Annotated in this window: 21 protein-coding genes, 1 tRNA gene and 1 pseudogene; 15 read left to right on the forward strand and 8 right to left on the reverse strand. The window is 37.4% G+C overall.

From position 1 onward, the window contains the following. Positions 1–2 precede the first annotated feature (2 nt). The 6 genes from ABJH90_RS03770 (at position 3) to ABJH90_RS03795 (ending at position 4,686) form a co-directional block, all read left to right on the forward strand. Positions 3–116: a SnoaL-like domain-containing protein gene (locus ABJH90_RS03770; RefSeq protein WP_348142676.1), complete on the forward strand. Its 114-nt coding sequence runs from the start codon at positions 3–5 to the stop codon at positions 114–116. Positions 117–257: 141 nt separating this feature from the next. Beyond that, positions 258–1,688, forward strand: a complete 1,431-nt coding sequence (locus ABJH90_RS03775; RefSeq protein WP_348142679.1) for an amidohydrolase — start codon at positions 258–260, stop codon at positions 1,686–1,688. 12 nt (positions 1,689–1,700) lie between these two features. After that, on the forward strand, positions 1,701–2,132 hold the full coding sequence (locus ABJH90_RS03780) for a (4Fe-4S)-binding protein (protein ID WP_348142681.1): 432 nt from the start codon (positions 1,701–1,703) through the stop codon (positions 2,130–2,132). A gap of 71 nt (positions 2,133–2,203) precedes the next feature. Beyond that, entirely contained in the window at positions 2,204–3,124 is a 921-nt protein-coding gene (locus tag ABJH90_RS03785) for a DUF5050 domain-containing protein (protein WP_348142684.1), read from the forward strand. A 43-nt stretch (positions 3,125–3,167) separates the two neighbouring features. After that, on the forward strand, positions 3,168–3,614 hold the full coding sequence (locus ABJH90_RS03790; protein ID WP_348142687.1) for a VOC family protein: 447 nt from the start codon (positions 3,168–3,170) through the stop codon (positions 3,612–3,614). A gap of 73 nt (positions 3,615–3,687) precedes the next feature. After that, positions 3,688–4,686: a pirin family protein gene (locus ABJH90_RS03795; protein ID WP_348142690.1), complete on the forward strand. Its 999-nt coding sequence runs from the start codon at positions 3,688–3,690 to the stop codon at positions 4,684–4,686. A 62-nt stretch (positions 4,687–4,748) separates the two neighbouring features. Here the strand turns inward: ABJH90_RS03795 and murA are convergent, their stop codons facing one another. The 3 genes from murA to ABJH90_RS03810 all read right to left on the reverse strand — a co-directional run bounded on the left by murA (position 4,749) and on the right by ABJH90_RS03810 (position 7,100). Continuing rightward, positions 4,749–6,056: a UDP-N-acetylglucosamine 1-carboxyvinyltransferase gene (murA, locus tag ABJH90_RS03800; protein ID WP_348142693.1), complete on the reverse strand. Its 1,308-nt coding sequence runs from the start codon at positions 6,054–6,056 to the stop codon at positions 4,749–4,751. Between the two features lie 15 nt (positions 6,057–6,071). Then, positions 6,072–6,725, reverse strand: a complete 654-nt coding sequence (locus ABJH90_RS03805) for a DUF4290 domain-containing protein (RefSeq protein ID WP_348142696.1) — start codon at positions 6,723–6,725, stop codon at positions 6,072–6,074. Between the two features lie 87 nt (positions 6,726–6,812). Continuing rightward, positions 6,813–7,100 (reverse strand): DUF493 family protein, encoded by a 288-nt coding sequence (locus ABJH90_RS03810; protein WP_348142699.1) that lies wholly within the window; start codon positions 7,098–7,100, stop codon positions 6,813–6,815. An 87-nt stretch (positions 7,101–7,187) separates the two neighbouring features. On the opposite strand from ABJH90_RS03810, the gene ABJH90_RS03815 reads away from it, so the two are divergent. The 5 genes from ABJH90_RS03815 to ABJH90_RS03835 all read left to right on the forward strand — a co-directional run bounded on the left by ABJH90_RS03815 (position 7,188) and on the right by ABJH90_RS03835 (position 11,718). Next, positions 7,188–7,757, forward strand: a complete 570-nt coding sequence (locus ABJH90_RS03815; RefSeq protein ID WP_348142701.1) for an ATP-binding protein — start codon at positions 7,188–7,190, stop codon at positions 7,755–7,757. Then, positions 7,754–9,652, forward strand: coding sequence for a RecQ family ATP-dependent DNA helicase (locus tag ABJH90_RS03820; RefSeq protein WP_348142704.1), 1,899 nt, complete (start codon positions 7,754–7,756; stop codon positions 9,650–9,652). The genes ABJH90_RS03815 and ABJH90_RS03820 overlap by 4 nt, the downstream gene beginning before the upstream one ends. Further along, positions 9,649–10,596: a methionyl-tRNA formyltransferase gene (gene fmt / locus ABJH90_RS03825; protein ID WP_348142707.1), complete on the forward strand. Its 948-nt coding sequence runs from the start codon at positions 9,649–9,651 to the stop codon at positions 10,594–10,596. The genes ABJH90_RS03820 and fmt overlap by 4 nt, the downstream gene beginning before the upstream one ends. A gap of 175 nt (positions 10,597–10,771) precedes the next feature. Next, on the forward strand, positions 10,772–11,044 hold the full coding sequence (locus ABJH90_RS03830; RefSeq protein WP_348142710.1) for an HU family DNA-binding protein: 273 nt from the start codon (positions 10,772–10,774) through the stop codon (positions 11,042–11,044). Positions 11,045–11,157: 113 nt separating this feature from the next. Then, a complete protein-coding gene (locus ABJH90_RS03835) occupies positions 11,158–11,718 on the forward strand; it encodes a YqgE/AlgH family protein (protein ID WP_348142712.1) in 561 nt (186 codons plus the stop codon). On the opposite strand, the gene ABJH90_RS03840 is transcribed toward ABJH90_RS03835, so the two are convergent. Then, on the reverse strand, positions 11,711–12,553 hold the full coding sequence (locus tag ABJH90_RS03840) for an aminotransferase class IV (protein ID WP_348142715.1): 843 nt from the start codon (positions 12,551–12,553) through the stop codon (positions 11,711–11,713). The two genes, ABJH90_RS03835 and ABJH90_RS03840, sit on opposite strands and share 8 nt — an antisense overlap. A gap of 52 nt (positions 12,554–12,605) precedes the next feature. Continuing rightward, positions 12,606–12,989, reverse strand: a complete 384-nt coding sequence (locus ABJH90_RS03845; RefSeq protein WP_348142718.1) for an START-like domain-containing protein — start codon at positions 12,987–12,989, stop codon at positions 12,606–12,608. Positions 12,990–13,124: 135 nt separating this feature from the next. On the opposite strand from ABJH90_RS03845, the gene ABJH90_RS03850 reads away from it, so the two are divergent. The 3 genes from ABJH90_RS03850 to ABJH90_RS03860 all read left to right on the forward strand — a co-directional run bounded on the left by ABJH90_RS03850 (position 13,125) and on the right by ABJH90_RS03860 (position 14,578). Next, positions 13,125–13,198 (forward strand) — tRNA-Met (locus ABJH90_RS03850). A gap of 152 nt (positions 13,199–13,350) precedes the next feature. Further along, a complete protein-coding gene (locus ABJH90_RS03855; protein WP_348142798.1) occupies positions 13,351–13,506 on the forward strand; it encodes a tyrosine-type recombinase/integrase in 156 nt (51 codons plus the stop codon). Positions 13,507–13,594: 88 nt separating this feature from the next. Then, positions 13,595–14,578, forward strand: a complete 984-nt coding sequence (locus tag ABJH90_RS03860) for an ATP-grasp domain-containing protein (RefSeq protein ID WP_348142721.1) — start codon at positions 13,595–13,597, stop codon at positions 14,576–14,578. Positions 14,579–14,663: 85 nt separating this feature from the next. Here ABJH90_RS03860 and ABJH90_RS03865 read toward each other — a convergent pair. Beyond that, positions 14,664–14,948, reverse strand: a pseudogene (locus ABJH90_RS03865) (phosphoribosylaminoimidazolesuccinocarboxamide synthase); the annotation flags it as partial. 180 nt (positions 14,949–15,128) lie between these two features. Between ABJH90_RS03865 and ABJH90_RS03870 the strand changes: the two are divergent. After that, positions 15,129–15,668, forward strand: a complete 540-nt coding sequence (locus ABJH90_RS03870; protein WP_348142724.1) for a hypothetical protein — start codon at positions 15,129–15,131, stop codon at positions 15,666–15,668. A gap of 603 nt (positions 15,669–16,271) precedes the next feature. Here the strand turns inward: ABJH90_RS03870 and gshB are convergent. Then, complete coding sequence (gene gshB / locus ABJH90_RS03875; protein ID WP_348142727.1) at positions 16,272–17,225, reverse strand: glutathione synthase; 954 nt, start codon at positions 17,223–17,225, stop codon at positions 16,272–16,274. After that, positions 17,222–18,652 (reverse strand): glutamate--cysteine ligase, encoded by a 1,431-nt coding sequence (locus tag ABJH90_RS03880; protein ID WP_348142730.1) that lies wholly within the window; start codon positions 18,650–18,652, stop codon positions 17,222–17,224. Before ABJH90_RS03880 ends, gshB begins: the two co-directional genes overlap by 4 nt. Positions 18,653–18,670 lie beyond the last annotated feature (18 nt).

Genomic DNA, 18,670 nt, shown 5'->3' on the forward strand with positions numbered 1-18,670 from the left:
AAATGTCTTTCGACGTTACATTTAAAGATCGCGGACGTCAGCAAATGGAAGAAGTCTGTGTCTATGAAGTAAATAATGGTAAAATTGTGAATGAACAATTTTTTTACACTATATAAACAGGGAATTATCACAGTGCACATATCTAGATAGTCATTGACCCGCAGGTGAGTGACTTTTTAGTATTAGACAAGACATTAAACATTTAAAAACAGTATTTTTATTGCATTGATGACTAATCCAAAGACAATCGCAAAAAAATGAGAAATTTAATACCAGGTTTATTACTGATCTTCACCTTGGCAGCCTCTGCTCAAAAAATAAGCAAAAACAAAACAGCAATTATCCAATCTATAGAAAAGCACAACGCAGAATTAATAGCTATTAGTGATTCTGTATGGGCCCTTGCCGAAACGGCCTTTAATGAAAATCAATCTTCCGTGATTTTAGCTGACTATGCAGAAAAGAATGGTTTTTCCGTTGAACGAGGCGTTTCTGGTATGCCCACTGCTTTTATAGCAACTTACGGATCCGGTAAACCGGTAATAGGCATTTTAGGTGAATATGACGCCTTGCCAGGTATTTCTCAAAAGGCACAACCTACAAAGGAAGCTTTAAATGATGGAGCTGCCGGACATGGTTGTGGTCATAATCTTTTTGGGACTGCCAGTCTTGGAGCTGCGGTAGCCGTAAAAGAGCTCATAGAGCAGGGTAAAATTAAAGGGACCATTAAGTTTTTTGGCACCCCGGCTGAGGAAAAGTTTTTTGGGAAAATCTGGATGGTCCGCGATGGTTTATGGGATGATGTAGATGTAAATCTAAGCTGGCATCCTGCGGACAATACTGAAGCCGATGCTCAAAGTACACTGGCTCTTGTTGACTTTAAAGTTGAATTTTTTGGTCAGGCTGCACATGCCTCTTCTGATCCCTGGAATGGAAGAAGTGCTTCCGATGCCTTGGAATTATATACCACAGGAATTAATTACTACAGAGAACATATTAGACCAACGGTACGGATTCATTACCATATACAAGATGGTGGCCAAGTGGTTAATGTAGTGCCAGATTATTCCAAACTTTGGGTTCGCGTTAGAGACTCAAAACGCAGTGGAGTTATGCCTGTATATGAAAGGGTTCAGAAGATGGCCGAAGGTGCAGCAGTAATGGCGAATGTAGATTATAAGATTTCTTTGATTTCAGGTATTTATGAGGTATTGGTGAACAGATCGGGTGAAGAGATCATGCAAAAGAATTTAGAATATTTAGGTGATATTACATATACTGATGAAGAACAAGCCTTTGGTAAAAAGATTCAGGAGATTACTAAAAAACCTCAGGTAGGGATGGACAGCAAAATAAATCCGCTGAAAGATACCGAAGAACATCCCGGCGGTGGATCAACAGATGTTGGTGATGTAAGTTGGAATGTTCCTAACATCAATTTAAGTGTAACCGTAGCACCAAAAGATACCCCTTGGCATTCCTGGGCCGTCGTCGCATGCGGTGGAATGAGTATAGGCCATAAAGGAATGACCTATGCGGCTAAAGCACTCGGAATGACTGCCACAGATCTTTTCGAAGATCAAAAATTGATCGAAAAAGTGAAGAATGAGTTTAAAGAACGGAAGGGTGAAGAAATCTATGAGGCCAATATTCCCCCTGGGCCACCGCCGGTTGGCGACAATAAATAAAAAATATATCCTATGTCAGAAAGAGAAATAATAAAAGAGTATTCAAAGGGTGACTTCAATGTAGTTTGGAAACCAAGAAAATGTATACATTCAGCTATTTGCGTAGCTACCCTACCTAAAGTTTATGATCCGAATAAAAAACCCTGGATTGAACCAGAAAATGCATCTATTGATGAACTAAAATCACAAATTGAAAAATGTCCTTCTGGGGCACTAACTTATACTATGAAAGGAGAAACAAAAAATTCTGAAGAAGGGAATATTAATACCCGGGTAGAGGTAATGGCCAATGGCCCGCTTTTGGTGCATGGGGCTTTAGAAGTAAAGGATGCCAGTGGTAAGACTGAAGGTAAGAGCGGGGTAACTGCATTATGCAGATGTGGTGCATCAGATAACAAACCCTACTGTGACGGAGCACATAAGAAAATAAACTTTGTCGGGTAAAATAACAGTTGTGCATTCATAATTGAGTATCTAGAATTGAAAATTATTGTCTGAACTAATCTCTAAATGTTATGAATACGGTTTTTAAAAAAACGCTACTATTTCTCTTTATTATGGGTTCGGGACAAAATTTTGGACAATCATCCCAGCTTAAATCTATGCTGGAAATTTATTCACTGGAAACCGGAGAACGAAAAGTCATATACGAAGAAAAGGCTCACTTTGAAGCTCCCAACTGGAGTCCGGATGGGAACTATTTAATTCTGAATCAAAATGGCCTTTTATACAGAATAAAAACAGATGGAAGTTCTAAGGAGCAGATAGATACGGGAACTGCTGTTAAATGCAATAATGACCACGGAATTTCTCCGGATGGCAGAATGCTGGCCATAAGTAATAATGATCCAATAGAAGGAGTACAGTCCGGTACTTCCAGGATCTATACATTACCTCTTGAAGGAGGTACACCTCAACTGGTGACATTAGAATATCCATCATACTGGCACGGGTGGTCCCCCGGGAGTGATGCTGTTGTATATACCGCAAGTCGCAATAATAACTATGATATCTATAGAATATCAATTCAGGGAGGTAAAGAGGAACGCCTTACCAACAGCCCGGGACTAGATGATGGCCCGGAATATTCCCCGGATGGTAAATACATTTATTACAATTCTATGCAATCTGGGAAAATGGAAATTTGGAGAATGAAACCGGATGGTAGCACAAAAGAACAATTAACTAATGATGCGTATTCAAATTGGTTTGCACATCCTTCACCTGATGGTAAATATTTTGTTTTTATTTCCTACCTGGAAGATCAGGGAGACCGGCATCCAGCTATGAAGTCTGTATCTTTGCGACTTTATGATTTAAAAACCAAAGAAATTAAAAATCTCTGCTCATTTATAGGCGGACAGGGCACTATTAATGTCCCCTCCTGGTCGCCGGATAGCAAACACTTTGCTTTTGTATCCTACAACAATCAATAATCATTTGAAACCAACGACTAACAAAATTTTAAAAAACGATCCCATGAAAAAACTGATACTCTTATTATCCATATGCTTTTTGTCCTATTCATACGCCCAGGATTTTGATTTTCAATACGACCATTATTCTTTTGTGGTTACAGATCTCAAAAAGACCGGAGACTTTTATGCTGACATATTAAAATTAAAAGAAATCCCCCACCCTTCTGCATCCAAGGGTTTTAGATGGTTTAGTATTCATGGTAATTCTCAACTTCACCTTATAGGTAAAGATTCCGTAATTCGTCAAAATAATAAAAGTATTCATCTCTGCCTGGCTACTAAAAACCTGGATGGGCTTATTGCTTATCTCGAAGAAAAAAATATCACCTATTGGGATTGGCCTGGAAAGGAGAACGCAGTTACAGACCGTGCAGATGGAGTGCGGCAAATATATATCAAAGACCCGGAAGAGAACTGGGTTGAAATTAATACAGCAACCCACGAATAACGACTAATTGGATTCTTTGGATTTAATACCGGATACCGATTTTCTAAATTAACAAGACACCAAAAAAAATAAAATGAGTAACCCTGTTAAACATACTTTTCCTTTAGGATTTCCATGGGAAACACAAGACCCGTTTTTGTTCTGTGTTTATCATTTAGATCATTACCCAAAAGGCAATAGTGCAATGGAACCGGCCGTATCACTTGACGGGCGTAACCTGGGCAACGATTTCACCATTAAAGATGGTTGGAGAATGTATCACGGACATACCATTCCGGGGTTTCCCTATCATCCACACAGAGGATTTGAAACGGTTACAATTGTAAATAAAGGATATTGTGATCATTCAGACTCATTAGGAGCAGCAGGTAGATTTGGGCAGGGTGATGTACAATGGATGACAGCCGGCAGGGGTGTACAGCATTCTGAAATGTTCCCTTTACTAAATACAGATCATGATAATCCATTAGAATTATTTCAGATTTGGATCAACTTACCAAAAGCAGATAAATTTGTTGACCCACATTTTAAGATGCTATGGCATGAGGACATCCCCCTTGTTAAAATAAATAATACTACCATAAAAATAATTGCCGGTAACTATTCCGGAACACCTTCACCAGAGCCTGCCCCAAATTCCTGGGCGGCAAATTCTGATAATGAAGTAGCCATATGGAATATTCATATGGATGAAAACGAAACATTTAGTTTGCCTCCTGCATCTGCAAACTTAAATCGCACGCTTTATTATTATGAAGGCGCCGAAGTTAAAATCAGTGAGCAGGTGATTAAACCCAATCACGGTGTGGAACTTGTTTCAGATGCAAAAGTAGAATTGGTAAATGGCAGTCAGAAATCTGACTTCTTATTATTGCAAGGGAAGCCTATAAATGAACCAGTTGCCAAATATGGCCCCTTTGTTATGAATACGCAGTTGGAAATTCAACAAGCCATGGAGGAATACAGACTAACTCAATTTGGTGGCTGGCCCTGGCCGCATGCAGATAATGTGCACCCAAGGGAAAAAGGAAGATTTGCCAAGTACCCAAATGGGGATGTTGTGGAACCTTAATGCTATTATGATTATTTAAACTGTTTGGGTAATTTGGACTTTGCTATACCTGACACTTTATCTTATATCCTTTCAATCCTCGCTCCAATAGCCCTTAGGCGATTATCAATATCCTCATAACCTCTGTCTATCTGTTCAATGTTATGTATGATAGATGTTCCTTTTGCGCATAGTGCGGCAATTAAAAGAGATACACCTGCTCTGATGTCCGGGGAAACCATTGTAGTTGCCTTTAAAGTCGATTTAAAGTCGTGGCCAATAACTGTGGCCCTATGTGGATCACAAAGAATGATCTTTGCTCCCATATCGATTAATTTATCTACAAAAAACAAACGGCTTTCAAACATTTTCTGATGGATGAGGACTTCACCCTTGGCCTGTGTAGAAATAACAAGGATAATACTTAACAGATCCGGTGTAAGTCCGGGCCAGGGTGCGTCTGAGATAGTTAAAATAGACCCATCAATATAGTTGTGAATTTTATAGCCTTCTTTATGTTCCGGAATGTAAATGTCGTCTCCTCTTTTTTCCAAAGAAATACCCATTTTTCTGAAAACCGATGGGATCTGACCCAGGTCTTCCCAGCTGACATTTTTGATGGTTAATTCGCTTTTGGTCATTGCCGCCAGGCCTATCCAACTCCCTATTTCTATCATGTCTGGCAACATGGTATGCTCTGTGCCATTTAATTCAGCCACCCCATCAATAACCAATAAATTGGACCCAATACCGGAAATTTTTGCTCCCATCCGGTTTAGCATCTTGCATAATTGTTGCAGATAAGGCTCACATGCCGCATTGTAAATAGTTGTTTGTCCTTCTGCCAGGACAGCTGCCATAACAATGTTAGCGGTACCTGTAACCGATGCCTCATCTAAAAGCATATAAGTACCTTTTAGTTTTTTGGCTTCTACCCCATAAAAATGCTCCTCTTTGTTATATCGGAATTTTGCACCCAACTGAATAAATCCTTCAAAATGGGTATCTAATCTGCGTCTGCCTATCTTATCACCTCCCGGTTTAGGAATGTAACCCTTGCCAAATCTGGATAATAAAGGGCCTACCAGCATAATAGAACCTCTTAAGCCCCTTCCGTCAGATTTAAATTGTTCAGATTGCAGATAGGACAGATTAATATCATCCGATTTAAAAGAATAAGACCCTTTTCCCTTTTTCTGGATTTTTACTCCCAGGTCTTCCAACAAAGAAATTAACTTGTTGACATCAACAATATCCGGAATGTTGTTAACGACCACCTCATCCGGTGTGAGTAAAACCGCACAAAGAATCTGTAATGCCTCATTTTTAGCGCCTTGTGGGGTTATTTCCCCATGAAGTTTATGGCCGCCCTCAATTTTGAATGTTCCCATTTAAGGAAGAAAAATTTAATACCTTTTTTTACCTCTACCAGTATTTCGCTGACCCTTTTTTGAGGAACCGGTTCTACTGGATTTTGTAATCCGTGATTTAAGAAACTGTCCACTATCTGTAAGGCTAACGCCATCGGCAGCTAAATCTATTTTGCCATCACTAAGTTCATAGAGGTGCTTAAAAATTGCCTTATCCTCTACAGTATCCTTGTTCCAATTAAGGTAACACTTCTTCATGTGATTAGCTATAGCATATTCCAGCCCAGCTCGCATATCTCCTTCATCCCATCCTATAGCTACATCTATCATTCGCTTAATATTATTCCCGTAAAAGCGATATTTAGGATGGTTTTGTGGGTATTCCAATGGATCAGGTCTTGCTTGCAGGACTTCCTTTGGAGTTATGGGAAAAGGTGATTCAGCTTCCAACTTAAAGTCGGACATAATAAAGAGTTGATCCCAAAGTTTATGCTGAAAATCGGGTACATCCCTCAAATGAGGTTGAAGGTTACCCATAACACTAATAATGGCTTTTGCTACTTTATTTCTCTCTTCATCGTCTTTTATGGAAACGGCATGATCCACCATTTTCTGAAAATGGCGACCGTATTCTGGAATAATGAGCTTTTCGCGCTCAGTATTGTACTCTAGGTTTTCTACTGGATTCAAATTTCTATATAATTCTGATTAAATATATGTAAAGGAAGTATCTATATAACGGTTGCAAATTAGGAAAATTATCCCAGTTATACCAGTTTATAAAGATATTACGCCCTCAACCAGGCCAACTTCTTTATATTTTTCAATAACTGCGTCAGGATTTACAAGATTTACTGTTATTGAAAGACTTGTATATTTCCCCTTGCTGGATTGTTTAGATTCAATAACTGCTCCAGTATTGTCAAATATTTGTTCTATTTGCGCAATCTTAGCCTTATCTGTGGGAACAATAAATTTATATAAGTAATCGGCAGGCCAGCTAGTACTTTTGAGTAATTCTTCTTTGAGTCTAAGGTAAAATTTATCTGATTTCTCAGTATCCATTTAATATTTTTTACAAATATAAAGCTTCGTAATCGATTTTTTATGCTTGCTCGCATTGATTACTTTTGTGATTGTAAAATTTAGTTATTGAAATCTAAAAAAGTAGTTATTACGGGAGGACCGAGTACAGGAAAAACGGTGATTATACAACAACTTGAAGCCTGTGGTTATACCTGTTTTCACGAGATTGTGAGAACTATGACTCTTGAGGCGAAAAAAAAGGGTAATCCAGAAGCATTTGTTTCCAATCCTCTTGCTTTTGTCAAAGATCCTTTTGAATTTAATCAAAGAATCCTCAGCGGCAGGAAGGAACAATTTAGTAATTCCGTTAATATCAATGATCCCTATGTCTTTTTTGATCGCGGTATTCCAGATGTTTTGGCTTATATGGACTACTTTGACCAAAGTTACACCCGGGATTTTGAAGAAGCTTGTACAACCAATAGATATAATAAAGTTCTAATCCTGCCGCCGTGGGAAAAGATATATGTATCGGACAATGAAAGATTAGAAAGCTTTGAGGAAGCCATTGAAATACATGACCACCTAAAACGGACCTATATAAGTTATGATTATGAGCCAGTTCTTATCCCAACCGGTACAGTGGAAGAACGTATTTCTTTTATATTAAATGAGTTGAAGGAAGGTTTGCGATGAAGGATCCACGAGAAATCTTAAAAAAATATTGGAATTATGAAGACTTTAAAGGATCTCAGAAGGCTATTATAGATGCTGTTTTAAATGGCCAAGATGTGCTAGCACTTTTGCCTACAGGTGGAGGTAAATCTTTATGTTATCAAATTCCGGCTATGGCTGGTGAAGGATTATGCATTGTTGTATCGCCATTAATAGCTCTTATTCAAAACCAGGTTCAACAATTAAAGGATATAGGCATAAAATCTATTGCCTTAACAGGAGGGATTTCTAAAGAAGAATTAAACAATTTATTAGATAACTGTATTTATGGAAATTACAAATTCTTATATCTGTCACCTGAGCGTTTGCAACAGGAAATAGTAAAAGACAGGATTGCCCAAATGCAGATTAATCTCTTTGCGATAGATGAAGCACATTGCATATCTCAATGGGGGAATGATTTTCGTCCTGCCTATTTAAATTGTTCTCTTTTGCGGGATATTAAACCAGAAGTTCCTGTATTAGCACTTACGGCTACCGCCACTGCAAAAGTTGCCCGGGATATTACAGAGAATCTTCGGTTCAGGGAATATCAAATTTTCAAAGATTCGTTTAGCCGAAAAAATATATATTTTGGGGTTATCTGGGAAGAGGATAAGCAGAGACGTTTATATGAATTATGCAAGAATACAGACCAAAGTGGCATTATATATGTGCGTAGCAGAAGAATGGCGCAGGTAATCGCTGATTTTCTAAACAAAAAAAATATTTCTGCTGCTTTCTATCACGGCGGTATTCCAAAAGAAGAGAAAGAGAAAAAACTAAACTTATGGCTCGATAATAAGGTAAGAATAATGGTGGCCACGAATGCTTTTGGAATGGGAATAGACAAAGCGGATGTTGCTTTGGTAATTCATTATCAAATCCCGGAAAGTCTGGAGAATTATTATCAGGAAGCCGGAAGAGCAGGCAGAAATGGCCTGCCGGCTAAAGCCATAATGATAACGAACAAAGACGATGAAACACAGCTAATAAACCAATTTTTAAAGGTATTACCCGATGTCAAATTTTTGAGATTACTTTATAATAAGCTAAATAATTATTTTCAAATACCCTATGGAACGCTTACTGAAGAAATATTTCAGTTTCGATTTGAAGAATTCTGTAATATTTATAAGCTTAATTCACCTATAGCATATAATGGGTTAAGGATTCTTGATCAGAATTCGGTGATATCTTTATCACAAAGTTTCTCCCGTAAAACAACCATACAATTTTTATTTTCAAAAAACGATCTTTTATACTATTTGGAAAGACATCAGAGCATTGCGCCATTTGTTCAAACCATTTTAAGGACATATGGAGGGATTTTTGATTTTGAAACAAAAATAAATACGCACTTAATTTCAAAGAAAACTTCACTTTCAGAAGAAAAAATATTTCATGATCTGGCCCAACTGGATAAAGATAAGGTCATAAGCCTAAAAGCAAGCAATAGAGATCTGGAGCTTGTTTTCCTGGTACCAAGGGAAGATGATCTGACCATTAATAATTTTTCCAAAAAAGTTGAAATGCAATTGCAAACAAAGATTAATAAGGTAGATAGCATGCTTGGTTATATAAAAAATGGCAAGTTGTGCAGAAATCGCCAGCTACTATCATATTTCGGTGAAAATACAGATCAACCTTGTAATAATTGTGATGTTTGTAATAGCCCAAAGAAACTTGACCGCAGTAGTTTTCTTGAAATAAAAAGTGACATCATTGAATTTCTTGAAGCGAAACAAAGTAGTTCTAGAGACATTATTCAGGAATTACCGCAAAATGAACTCTTGATATTAAAAACACTTCAAATGTTGCTTGAGGATGGCAAAATTAATATTAATTCAAAAAATGAATACACCCTGCTAAAATGAGAAACTTGAGAATAGTATTTATGGGGACCCCGGAATTTGCTGTCGCTACCTTAGATAAGCTGGTCCAAAAGGGTTATCGGGTTGTAGGAGTAATTACGGCAACAGACAAACCCGCCGGAAGAGGGCGAAAAATACATGAATCTTCCGTTAAACAATATGCAAAAAAAGCTGGCCTCTATATAATGCAGCCAACTAATTTAAAGGATGAGGAATTTCTTGATGATTTAAGATCACTAAAGGCTAACCTTCAAATTGTGGTAGCATTTAGAATGTTGCCAAAACAAGTTTGGTCAATGCCAGAATATGGCACATTTAATCTTCATGCTTCATTATTACCTGACTATAGAGGGGCGGCCCCTATTAACTGGGCAATAATTAATGGGGAAAAGAAAACAGGTGTTACTACATTTTTTATCGATGAGAAAATAGATGCCGGAGAACTTATTCTGCAAGATACAACCGAGATTGGACCAGAAGATACTGCCGGAGATCTACACGATAATTTAATGACTCAGGGAGCCGAATTAGTTTTAAAGACGGTATCCCTGATTGAAAATAACCAGGTTGTAACACAAAAACAACCACTGGACAGCCAATTTAAAACGGCGGATAAGATCAATAAAGAAACCTGCAAAATAAATTGGGAAGAATCAGCAGAGAAAATATACAATCATATTAGAGGACTAAGTCCATTCCCTGTGGCCTGGACAAATTTAAACAACGACGAAGAATTAATTGTCATTAAAATATACAAAGCTAAATGGCAAAAGGAAGTACATAATTTTAAACCTGGAACTGTTCATTTCACTAAAAAGGAGTTAAAAGTAGCCTCCTCCGGAGGTTATGTTTACCTAACAGAATTACAGTTACCAGGTAAACGGAAGATGGCTGTTATTGATGTTTTAAATGGACTTAAGATCAAAGAATCGGCCTTTATGACCTAAAGTCCCATTACCATTGGGCTGGGAGAATCAACTAAAAAACCCCAACGTTATCAACAAACGTTTTAAGTTATCAACAAAAACGTTGATTTACCCCAGTTTTACTTGTCTTAACCGCAAATCCGTATAAATTTGTTTAAGCTTAAAATTATTTAACAACAATTAATTTAATTAAATTATGAACAAAACAGAATTAATTGATGCCATGGCAGCAAGTGCCGGCATCACTAAAGCAGCGGCAAAAAAGGCATTAGAGTCATTCTTAGGGAACGTACAAGGATCTCTTAAGAAAGGGAATAGAGTATCTCTAGTAGGTTTTGGATCTTGGTCAGTATCTAGAAGAAATGCCAGAGAAGGCAGAAACCCTTCTACTGGAAAGACTATTCAAATTGCAGCTAAGAATGTAGTTAAGTTTAAAGCAGGTTCTGATTTAAGCAGCTCTGTAAACTAGTCCATCTTTTTAAAATATATGAAAGCGCCCTAAAAACAAGGGCGCTTTTTTAATTTATAACGATTTTTGTTATTAATTAGATTTATCTTATTTTTAAGAGTATTAAAACAGCTATGATAAGTTTAAAACCCAAAAAAGGGAAATTACTAATTGCAGAACCTACGCTTACCGGAGATGTTTCTTTCAACAGATCTGTCGTTCTTTTGGCGGAGCATAATGATGAAGGATCGGTAGGGTTTATTCTTAACAAGCCACTGAATTACGATATTAGCGACCTGATTGAGGAAATTGATGTTCCATTTCAGGTATTCAACGGGGGGCCTGTAGAACAAGACAATCTTTATTTTATTCACAAGGTACCCCACCTTATTGATAATAGTATTGAAATATCAGATGGAATATTTTGGGGTGGTGATTTTGATAAAACGATAGCGCTCATCAATCAAAAGGTAATTACCGATACAGACATAAGATTTTTTCTCGGGTATTCGGGATGGTCATCGCTGCAGCTTGATCAGGAACTGGATTCAAAATCCTGGATCGTAGTAAAGAACGAATATGAGAGCAATATCATTCAAAAATCTACAATAGCTTTCTGGAAAGAAAAAATGGTGGAACTCGGTGGCGATTATTTATTGTGGTCCAATGCTCCGGAAAACCCTAGTCTTAATTAAACCTGGCGGCCGCATTTAACTTCCCTAAAAGCTCTTTGGCTGCTTTATTTTCATAAATTTTCTTACGATATTTTGTTATTGGTTGTATTCCCATAATACTGCTTGTAATGAATAGTTCATCGGCTTGCTGAAGTTCAAATGGGGAAATGGATTTTTCCTGGCACTCATAAGTGTCTATTTTGTTGAGAATATCCAGTGTTTTTTTTCTTACTATGCCTTTAATACAACCATCTTCCAAAGGTGGCGTTTTTAATACATTATCTTTTACAAGGAAAAAATTCCCGTTAAGTGCCCCAGCTACCGACTTGGATTCATTTAACAACAAACAATTATTATAACCATTCTCTTTTGCATAAACACTACCCACAACATTCAGCATTCTATTGGTTGTTTTAAGATTGGAGAGCATGTTTTTACTTATTGTAAAATCTTTAAAAAGTTCCACCTCATAACTGTCTTCATTTAAAATATAATAGGGATTTGATAAAAGATCTGCATCAATAATATATGATACTTCATTACTTTCAGGTTTATAAAGGCCTCCATTATTCCTAAAGACTGTAATCCTAATCCCTGCTGAATTATAATCCTCACCTTCCGGTAATACCATTAATATTTGTTCCTCCAAAAACTCCATGGTAAAAGACATTGGTATCTCCATTCTTAATATCCGCATAGAGGACATAAGATTTAAATAATGATCTTCCCAAAAAACAATCTTCCCATTTACAACCCTAAGGGTTTCAAAAAGTGCATCGCCATAAAGCAACCCTCTGTTCTTGCCGTTTAGATAGAGTGCATTATCATCTACTATTTGCCCATTGAAATTAACCATAAAAAAAGCCTTGAAAATCAAGGCCAAATATACTGTTAATATTAATTTTATATTACTTAGAACCCAATACTTGTTTAAGATCAGATACCTGGTTTGTCCATAACATTTTTGCTTCATCAAGCTCATCTTCCTCCGCAAAATCAGTTATAAAAAGAGAGACATCCTTGGTAATTTCATCTACAATAATCCGCATCTCAAAAAAACTGTCATCATCATTTTCAGACCAACTAAACTTAATAAACTCGTCACTTTTCTTTTTTAATAGTTTGGCTTCTTCTTCAGATCCGTCCCATATGAAGCTGAATATTTCACCTCGAGAATTTACATTGTCTGCAAACCACTCAGATAGCCCCGATGGTGTTGACAGATACTGGTATAACAACTGGGGAGAAGATTGTATTACAAACTCAATTTCGAATTTTATTTTATCACTCATTCCACAACATATTTATGATGGACAATATATATATTTATATATGATAAAAAAATAAAACGGACATAATAATTTTGATGACTGAATTTTGACGAACAAGAAATTAACCTTTATATTTGCAGCCATTTTAAAACATTCGGCGAGGTAGCTCAGGTGGTTAGAGCGCAGGATTCATAACCCTGAGGTCGGGAGTTCAAGTCTCCCTCTCGCTACAAATAAATGTTGGAAAAGCTGGAATATAAATTTCAGCTTTTTTTATGCTATTTATTTAGAGGAAAATTAAAGATAGGTTTTTTTGAAATTTGCTTTAAACATCCAATTCGGCCGCGATCAAGGCAAGAATCATAAAATAATTACACCTCATATGCTTAGGTATAGTTTTGTGACCCTTCTATTGGAAAATGGAACCGATACCAGGCATATTATATTTCTTTTGGGTCATAGTTCTACCAAAACGACTAAGATTAACACCCATGTGGCCAAAAGATCGTTAATGAACATCAAAGATTTATTATCTTAGTTTTTATAAATGAAATATAGTTCATAACCATATCCAATTGTTGGGTAACATCATGAACAGGATTGCGAACAATTAAAATACTAAATATATGAATATAGCAGTTACTGGAGTTGGAGGAGGAGTTGGTCAGAATATTATTAAGTCATTAGAACATTCTGACTATAATGTTGTAGCGTTAGATGGAGATCATTTGGCAGTGGGGCTTTACCTATCAAAAACTGCTTATTTAATTCCATATGCGAACAAGGATAATTATATACCTAAACTCTTGGAGATATGCAAAGATGAAAATATTTCACTATTGTTTCCAGGGTTGGATCCTGAGTTGATGCCACTATCTTTAAATAGGCATCTCTTTGATAAAATTGGAACTAAAGTTGTAGTAAGTAGACCAGAAGTAATTACCATTTTTGAAGATATACAACTGGCTTTTGAGCATCTTATGAGATCCGGTGTCAATGTTCCTATTACTTTTTTAGCTGAAAAATTTAATCCGAATAAAGAGAGCTATCCATTTATTTTAAGACAACGAGTTGGTAGCGCAAGATCAAAGAATAAATATTTAATCAGAAACAGTATTGAATGGGAGGCTACTTTAAAAAAAATTGAAAGTGACATTTCCAACTATATAATAATGGAATACATAGAAGGTGATGAATACACCTGCGGTAGCATTAACTTAAACGGTTCTTGCGAAGGTGTAATTGTTATGCAAAGAATTTTAAGAGGTGGTGAGACTTACAAATGTTTCACAATTAAAAATGATGTTATAGAAGAAGAAGTTAGAAAAATATTGGAGGCGATTAAACCTTTTGGAGCTTGCAATGTAGAGTTTAAATTAAAAGATGGGAAACCTTATGTTTTTGAAGTTAATGCTCGTTGTTCTGGCACTACAGCAGCAAGAGCTTGCTCGGGTTTTAACGAACCTAAAATGATCGCTGATTATTTGTTAAAAGGTATTAAACCAGAATATTCTTTTAGAGAACAAACTATTTTAAGATATTGGAAGGAACTATTAGTGGAGAATGACCTTATTGACGAATTAAAACAACAACAAGTAATCAAAAGATAAACACAATATAAAAATAACTAACAGACAAATTGAAATGAAAAATGTAAAATCATAGGGGGGATTTTACTTATATGTATTATAGTAACTACTTTTCCAAGTACTTCAAGACGTTCTTCTCAATACGTTCTTGAATGTTTGAGATATCTGCCTTTACAAATGGTTCTCCTGTGATATTCTCATACAACTCAATATAACGGTCTGAAACAGTTTCTATGTATTCATCGGTCATTTCAGGAACCGTTTGTCCTTCCAGCCCCTGAAATCCATTGCTAATCAACCATTGGCGAACAAATTCCTTTGAAAGTTGTTTTTGCCCTTCTCCCCTGCTCTGTCTTTCCTCATATCCTTCTTCACAAAAGTAGCGCGAAGAATAGTTTGGTTTTTGGGGCTATAGCGATTTGTTCGACAAATTTGGGTCGCCCCGTCCAGTTTGGTTTGCAATGCGAGATTATATGAAAGGGTTGATTATAAGCCCAAAAAATAAATCGATACATACCAATACTAAAATACCTTTAGAGCTTTTTAATGACAAGGATATAAAAAAGTTGTTGTGAAATTTCGTGATAAAGTCTTCTATACTAAAAACCTAACAAGCGAAGGTTATTTTGCCGATCAATTGATAATTGACCCCGTTGGAATAGAAGATATGGAACTTGCTTTCGAACTTTACCATAATGCCAATAAAATTATTAAAAACGAATCTATCAACATTCTGGCGTCAAAAACAGCTTTCGAGTTGCCCAGATTAACCATTGAAGTGACTCCTGGAAAAGATTTAAATGAAGGAAAAATAGCGAGCATAAAAACCAAAATAGAGATCAATGAAAAGTTTAAATTGGTTGGTGATTTGAAGGTAAGCTATAATATGCACCTTGGATGGGCAATAGGGTCAGAGGCATCAGTTTCTATTAATGATCAATTAGATAAAAAGACAATTACTTTTGAAAATTTCTTTAACATCCCGGATAATTGCTGGATAGCAAACGCATCTGCAGGAATTTCAGTTCAGTATGGTAAGTTTATCTTTAAAATTCACGATCAAAAAATAATTTATAGAGGTGATTGGGCTAAGGAAGTTGGTCGGAAATAATCCATCAACCTCAGCAACATTTATACTTTGATAATTATTGAGCTATTATTCTGATTTATACCTTAAAAGTTAAGGAGAGCAAACTTAAGATGTATAAAAATAATAGTCGAAATAGCAGTAAAATCAGTTGGAATTCAGTTAATAGAAAATGATGAAATCAAAACCAAGGTAGTTGACTTATTTGAGGACAATTATGGTTTGGTGTTTTCATTGGAAAATTTTGAACCTCACGTAAATGAAGTAATGGCCTCAACTCCAAAAACAATACAGCCATGAACCTTAACAAGCATTCAAGAATATTTTTAAATTATTATGTCATACGCCTATTTGGTCAAAAAGTAAACAGCTTTAACCTTTAGGAGGGATTTTACTCATGGCTCTCTCCATTGCCGTAATGGTTAATGAAGGTTTACCCCGGGTTTGCATACATAGCAGAACCATAACACCCATACATGTTGTCATATCCAAATACTTAATGATCTTTTTAGCTTTGTCAGATAATCGATCCTCAATTTAGGAATCGTAGATTCTCAATAATTATTTAAACAATTCAATCAAATTTAACTAATAATATTTCTCTTCGACTAGCAATTAATTTTAGCTTTATTTTAACTTTGACTCGATGGCGTCAAACAATTGCTCAGTAATCAGCACGTCACTTTCACGCTCCAACTCAATTATTCCGGTAGGGCTGGTGACATTAATTTCGGTCATGAAATCTCCAATAACATCTATACCGGTAAAAAGTAAACCACGTTCTCTTAGCGTCGGTCCAACCTGATTACATATCCAGATATCGCGATTCGAAAGACGTTGAACTTCTACCCGAGCACCTGTAACCATATTGCCCCGATGATCACTAGGACATGGAATACGGACCAGTGCGAAGGGAATCGGCCTTCCATCGATAAGGAAAATGCGTTTATCTCCCGAACTGGTGATTTCTGGAATGTACTTTTGTACCATTGTATAGCGTGTTCCATTTTGTGAGACGTTCTCTAATATTACATTATGATTTCCATCTTCCATATCGGTTACAAACACAGATTGACCACCCATTTTGTCAAGCGGTTTAACTACTACCTTGTGATGTTCTTTCATGAATGTCCTCATCTCATCCATTGATCTACTAATCAATGTTGGCGGTGCGCAATCTGGGAACCAGCTCAGGAAAGCTTTCTCGTTGGCGTCTCTTAAACCTTGTGGACTGTTGACTACTAATGCACCATGTTCTTCGGCACGCTGCAGGATGTAGGTAGCTATAATATATTCTAAATTAAATGGTGGATCCTTTCGCATCAGTACAACATCCATATCACCAAGCGGTATCACTTTGGGGTCTCTAAAATTGAACCAATTCGACCGATCTTCCATGACATGCAATTCGGTCATATTACCAAAGGCCCGACCCTCGCGTAGCCAAATATCATCCATCTGTCCGCAATACAATTCCCATCCACGATTCTGCGCTTCCAAAAGCATCGCCAGGCTACTGTCTTTATCTGGATTGATGGACTTTATGGGGTCCATTATTATAGCTAGTTTTCGAGTGCTCATATTAAAGTATCTCTACACATGGCATGGATAGCAATGTCGATATCCTGATGCCACTCGTTTTCGTAACGCAGTAAAAGTTGCTCTGCAAAAGTCCATCCTTTTTGTGCTGCCTCCCGAAGAGGTGTAAGGTAATAACTTTCATCCTTACCATATTGGTTTTTGAGGTTTCGTCTTTGAAGTCCTTGTTGAGATAAATCAAGCATCCAAAGACAGATATCTTGCACCGTTCCCTTGCGAAATGATGCGCTCAACCCATGCCTTGCAACTTCTATGTCCAGTATCCGGAGTTCTTCCCTTGTCCAGGTGCCAGCAATCTCCCATGCCGCATCCATTGACTCCGAATCATACAAGAGACCTGCCCACAAGGCAGATAGAGCCGCAACATGTTCCGAGGAACCACTTGCATCTGCTCCACGCATTTCGAAGTGTTTCTTTAAACGCACATTTGGGAAGACAGTTGATAGGTGGTTAGCCCAATCACTAAGAAGTGGCCGTTGACCAGGAAGAACTGCCAGCTGACCAGCGAGGAAATCACGGAAGGAAAGACCTCTGGCGTCGATATACTTACCATTCCGGAGGACAAAGTACATGGGTACATCTAGAACGTAATCCGTGTATCTCTCAAATCCCATACCCTGCTCGAAAACAAAAGGCAGGCCGCCACAGCGTTCATTATCAGTGTGTTGCCATATATGACTGCGGTAACTGAAGTAACCACTTGGTTTTCCATGGGCAAAGGGTGAGTTGGCAAAAAGAGCTGTGACCATTGGCTGCAATGCCAGTGACAACCGGAATTTCTTCACCATGTCTACTTCGGACGAAAAATCCATGTTGACTTGTATGGAACAGGTGCTCTTCATCATATCCAGACCTAATGTCCCTTTTTTAGACATGTAAGAGCCCATGATACCGTAGCGCTGCTTTGGCATCATGGGCAGTTCATTTTGCGTGTGTTTCGGATGATGTCCAAGGGATAGAAAACTCAAACCAAGGCGTTCTCCTAGCTTGCCGAGTTCGTCTTTATAAGCTTGTGATTCATCAAAAATCTGATGCGCATCCATCAAAGGTGCCCCAGAGAACTCAAATTGCCCTCCAGGCTCGAGCGTAATAGAAGTATCTCTACGATAGAGTGCGATAGGCTGGTCAGCTTCATACGCCGGTCTCCAACCAAATTCTTGCATGCCTTTCAAAAGCGCTTTAATTCCCGTATCCGGACCATCATAGACTGCCGGACTATAATCACTGCTTTGAAAGATAAACCTTTCTTGTTCGACCCCTAGTCTAAAAAAACTTGGTGGTTTACAACCAGATTCCAGATAGGCCACGAGCTGAGATTTACTTTCACAGACCCAGTCATTGTCGTCGGCTATGTTTGGTGGCGTGTCATCCCTTAGCATCACCGTACTAGTTTTACGCCTTTGCATCATTGGCTGTCTTTTTATTTT

It is taken from the genome of Eudoraea sp. (genome assembly GCF_039969275.1).
In the GTDB taxonomy this organism is placed as follows: domain Bacteria; phylum Bacteroidota; class Bacteroidia; order Flavobacteriales; family Flavobacteriaceae; genus Eudoraea.

Excerpts from the sequence above, each read along its gene's own strand:
- ABJH90_RS03880 (WP_348142730.1), bottom strand. The coding sequence starts at position 18,652 with ATGATGCAAAGGCGTAAAACTAGTACGGTGATGCTAAGGGATGACACG.
- ABJH90_RS03840 (WP_348142715.1), bottom strand. The coding sequence starts at position 12,553 with ATGGTTAATTTCAATGGGCAAATAGTAGATGATAATGCACTCTATCTA.
- ABJH90_RS03820 (WP_348142704.1), top strand. The coding sequence starts at position 7,754 with ATGAAGGATCCACGAGAAATCTTAAAAAAATATTGGAATTATGAAGAC.
- gshB (WP_348142727.1), bottom strand. The coding sequence starts at position 17,225 with ATGAGCACTCGAAAACTAGCTATAATAATGGACCCCATAAAGTCCATC.
- fmt (WP_348142707.1), top strand. The coding sequence starts at position 9,649 with ATGAGAAACTTGAGAATAGTATTTATGGGGACCCCGGAATTTGCTGTC.
- ABJH90_RS03835 (WP_348142712.1), top strand. The coding sequence starts at position 11,158 with ATGATAAGTTTAAAACCCAAAAAAGGGAAATTACTAATTGCAGAACCT.
- ABJH90_RS03845 (WP_348142718.1), bottom strand. The coding sequence starts at position 12,989 with ATGAGTGATAAAATAAAATTCGAAATTGAGTTTGTAATACAATCTTCT.
- ABJH90_RS03795 (WP_348142690.1), top strand. The coding sequence starts at position 3,688 with ATGAGTAACCCTGTTAAACATACTTTTCCTTTAGGATTTCCATGGGAA.
- ABJH90_RS03790 (WP_348142687.1), top strand. The coding sequence starts at position 3,168 with ATGAAAAAACTGATACTCTTATTATCCATATGCTTTTTGTCCTATTCA.
- ABJH90_RS03860 (WP_348142721.1), top strand. The coding sequence starts at position 13,595 with ATGAATATAGCAGTTACTGGAGTTGGAGGAGGAGTTGGTCAGAATATT.
- ABJH90_RS03775 (WP_348142679.1), top strand. The coding sequence starts at position 258 with ATGAGAAATTTAATACCAGGTTTATTACTGATCTTCACCTTGGCAGCC.
- murA (WP_348142693.1), bottom strand. The coding sequence starts at position 6,056 with ATGGGAACATTCAAAATTGAGGGCGGCCATAAACTTCATGGGGAAATA.
- ABJH90_RS03830 (WP_348142710.1), top strand. The coding sequence starts at position 10,772 with ATGAACAAAACAGAATTAATTGATGCCATGGCAGCAAGTGCCGGCATC.
- ABJH90_RS03855 (WP_348142798.1), top strand. The coding sequence starts at position 13,351 with ATGCTTAGGTATAGTTTTGTGACCCTTCTATTGGAAAATGGAACCGAT.
- ABJH90_RS03780 (WP_348142681.1), top strand. The coding sequence starts at position 1,701 with ATGTCAGAAAGAGAAATAATAAAAGAGTATTCAAAGGGTGACTTCAAT.
- ABJH90_RS03770 (WP_348142676.1), top strand. The coding sequence starts at position 3 with ATGTCTTTCGACGTTACATTTAAAGATCGCGGACGTCAGCAAATGGAA.
- ABJH90_RS03810 (WP_348142699.1), bottom strand. The coding sequence starts at position 7,100 with ATGGATACTGAGAAATCAGATAAATTTTACCTTAGACTCAAAGAAGAA.
- ABJH90_RS03785 (WP_348142684.1), top strand. The coding sequence starts at position 2,204 with ATGAATACGGTTTTTAAAAAAACGCTACTATTTCTCTTTATTATGGGT.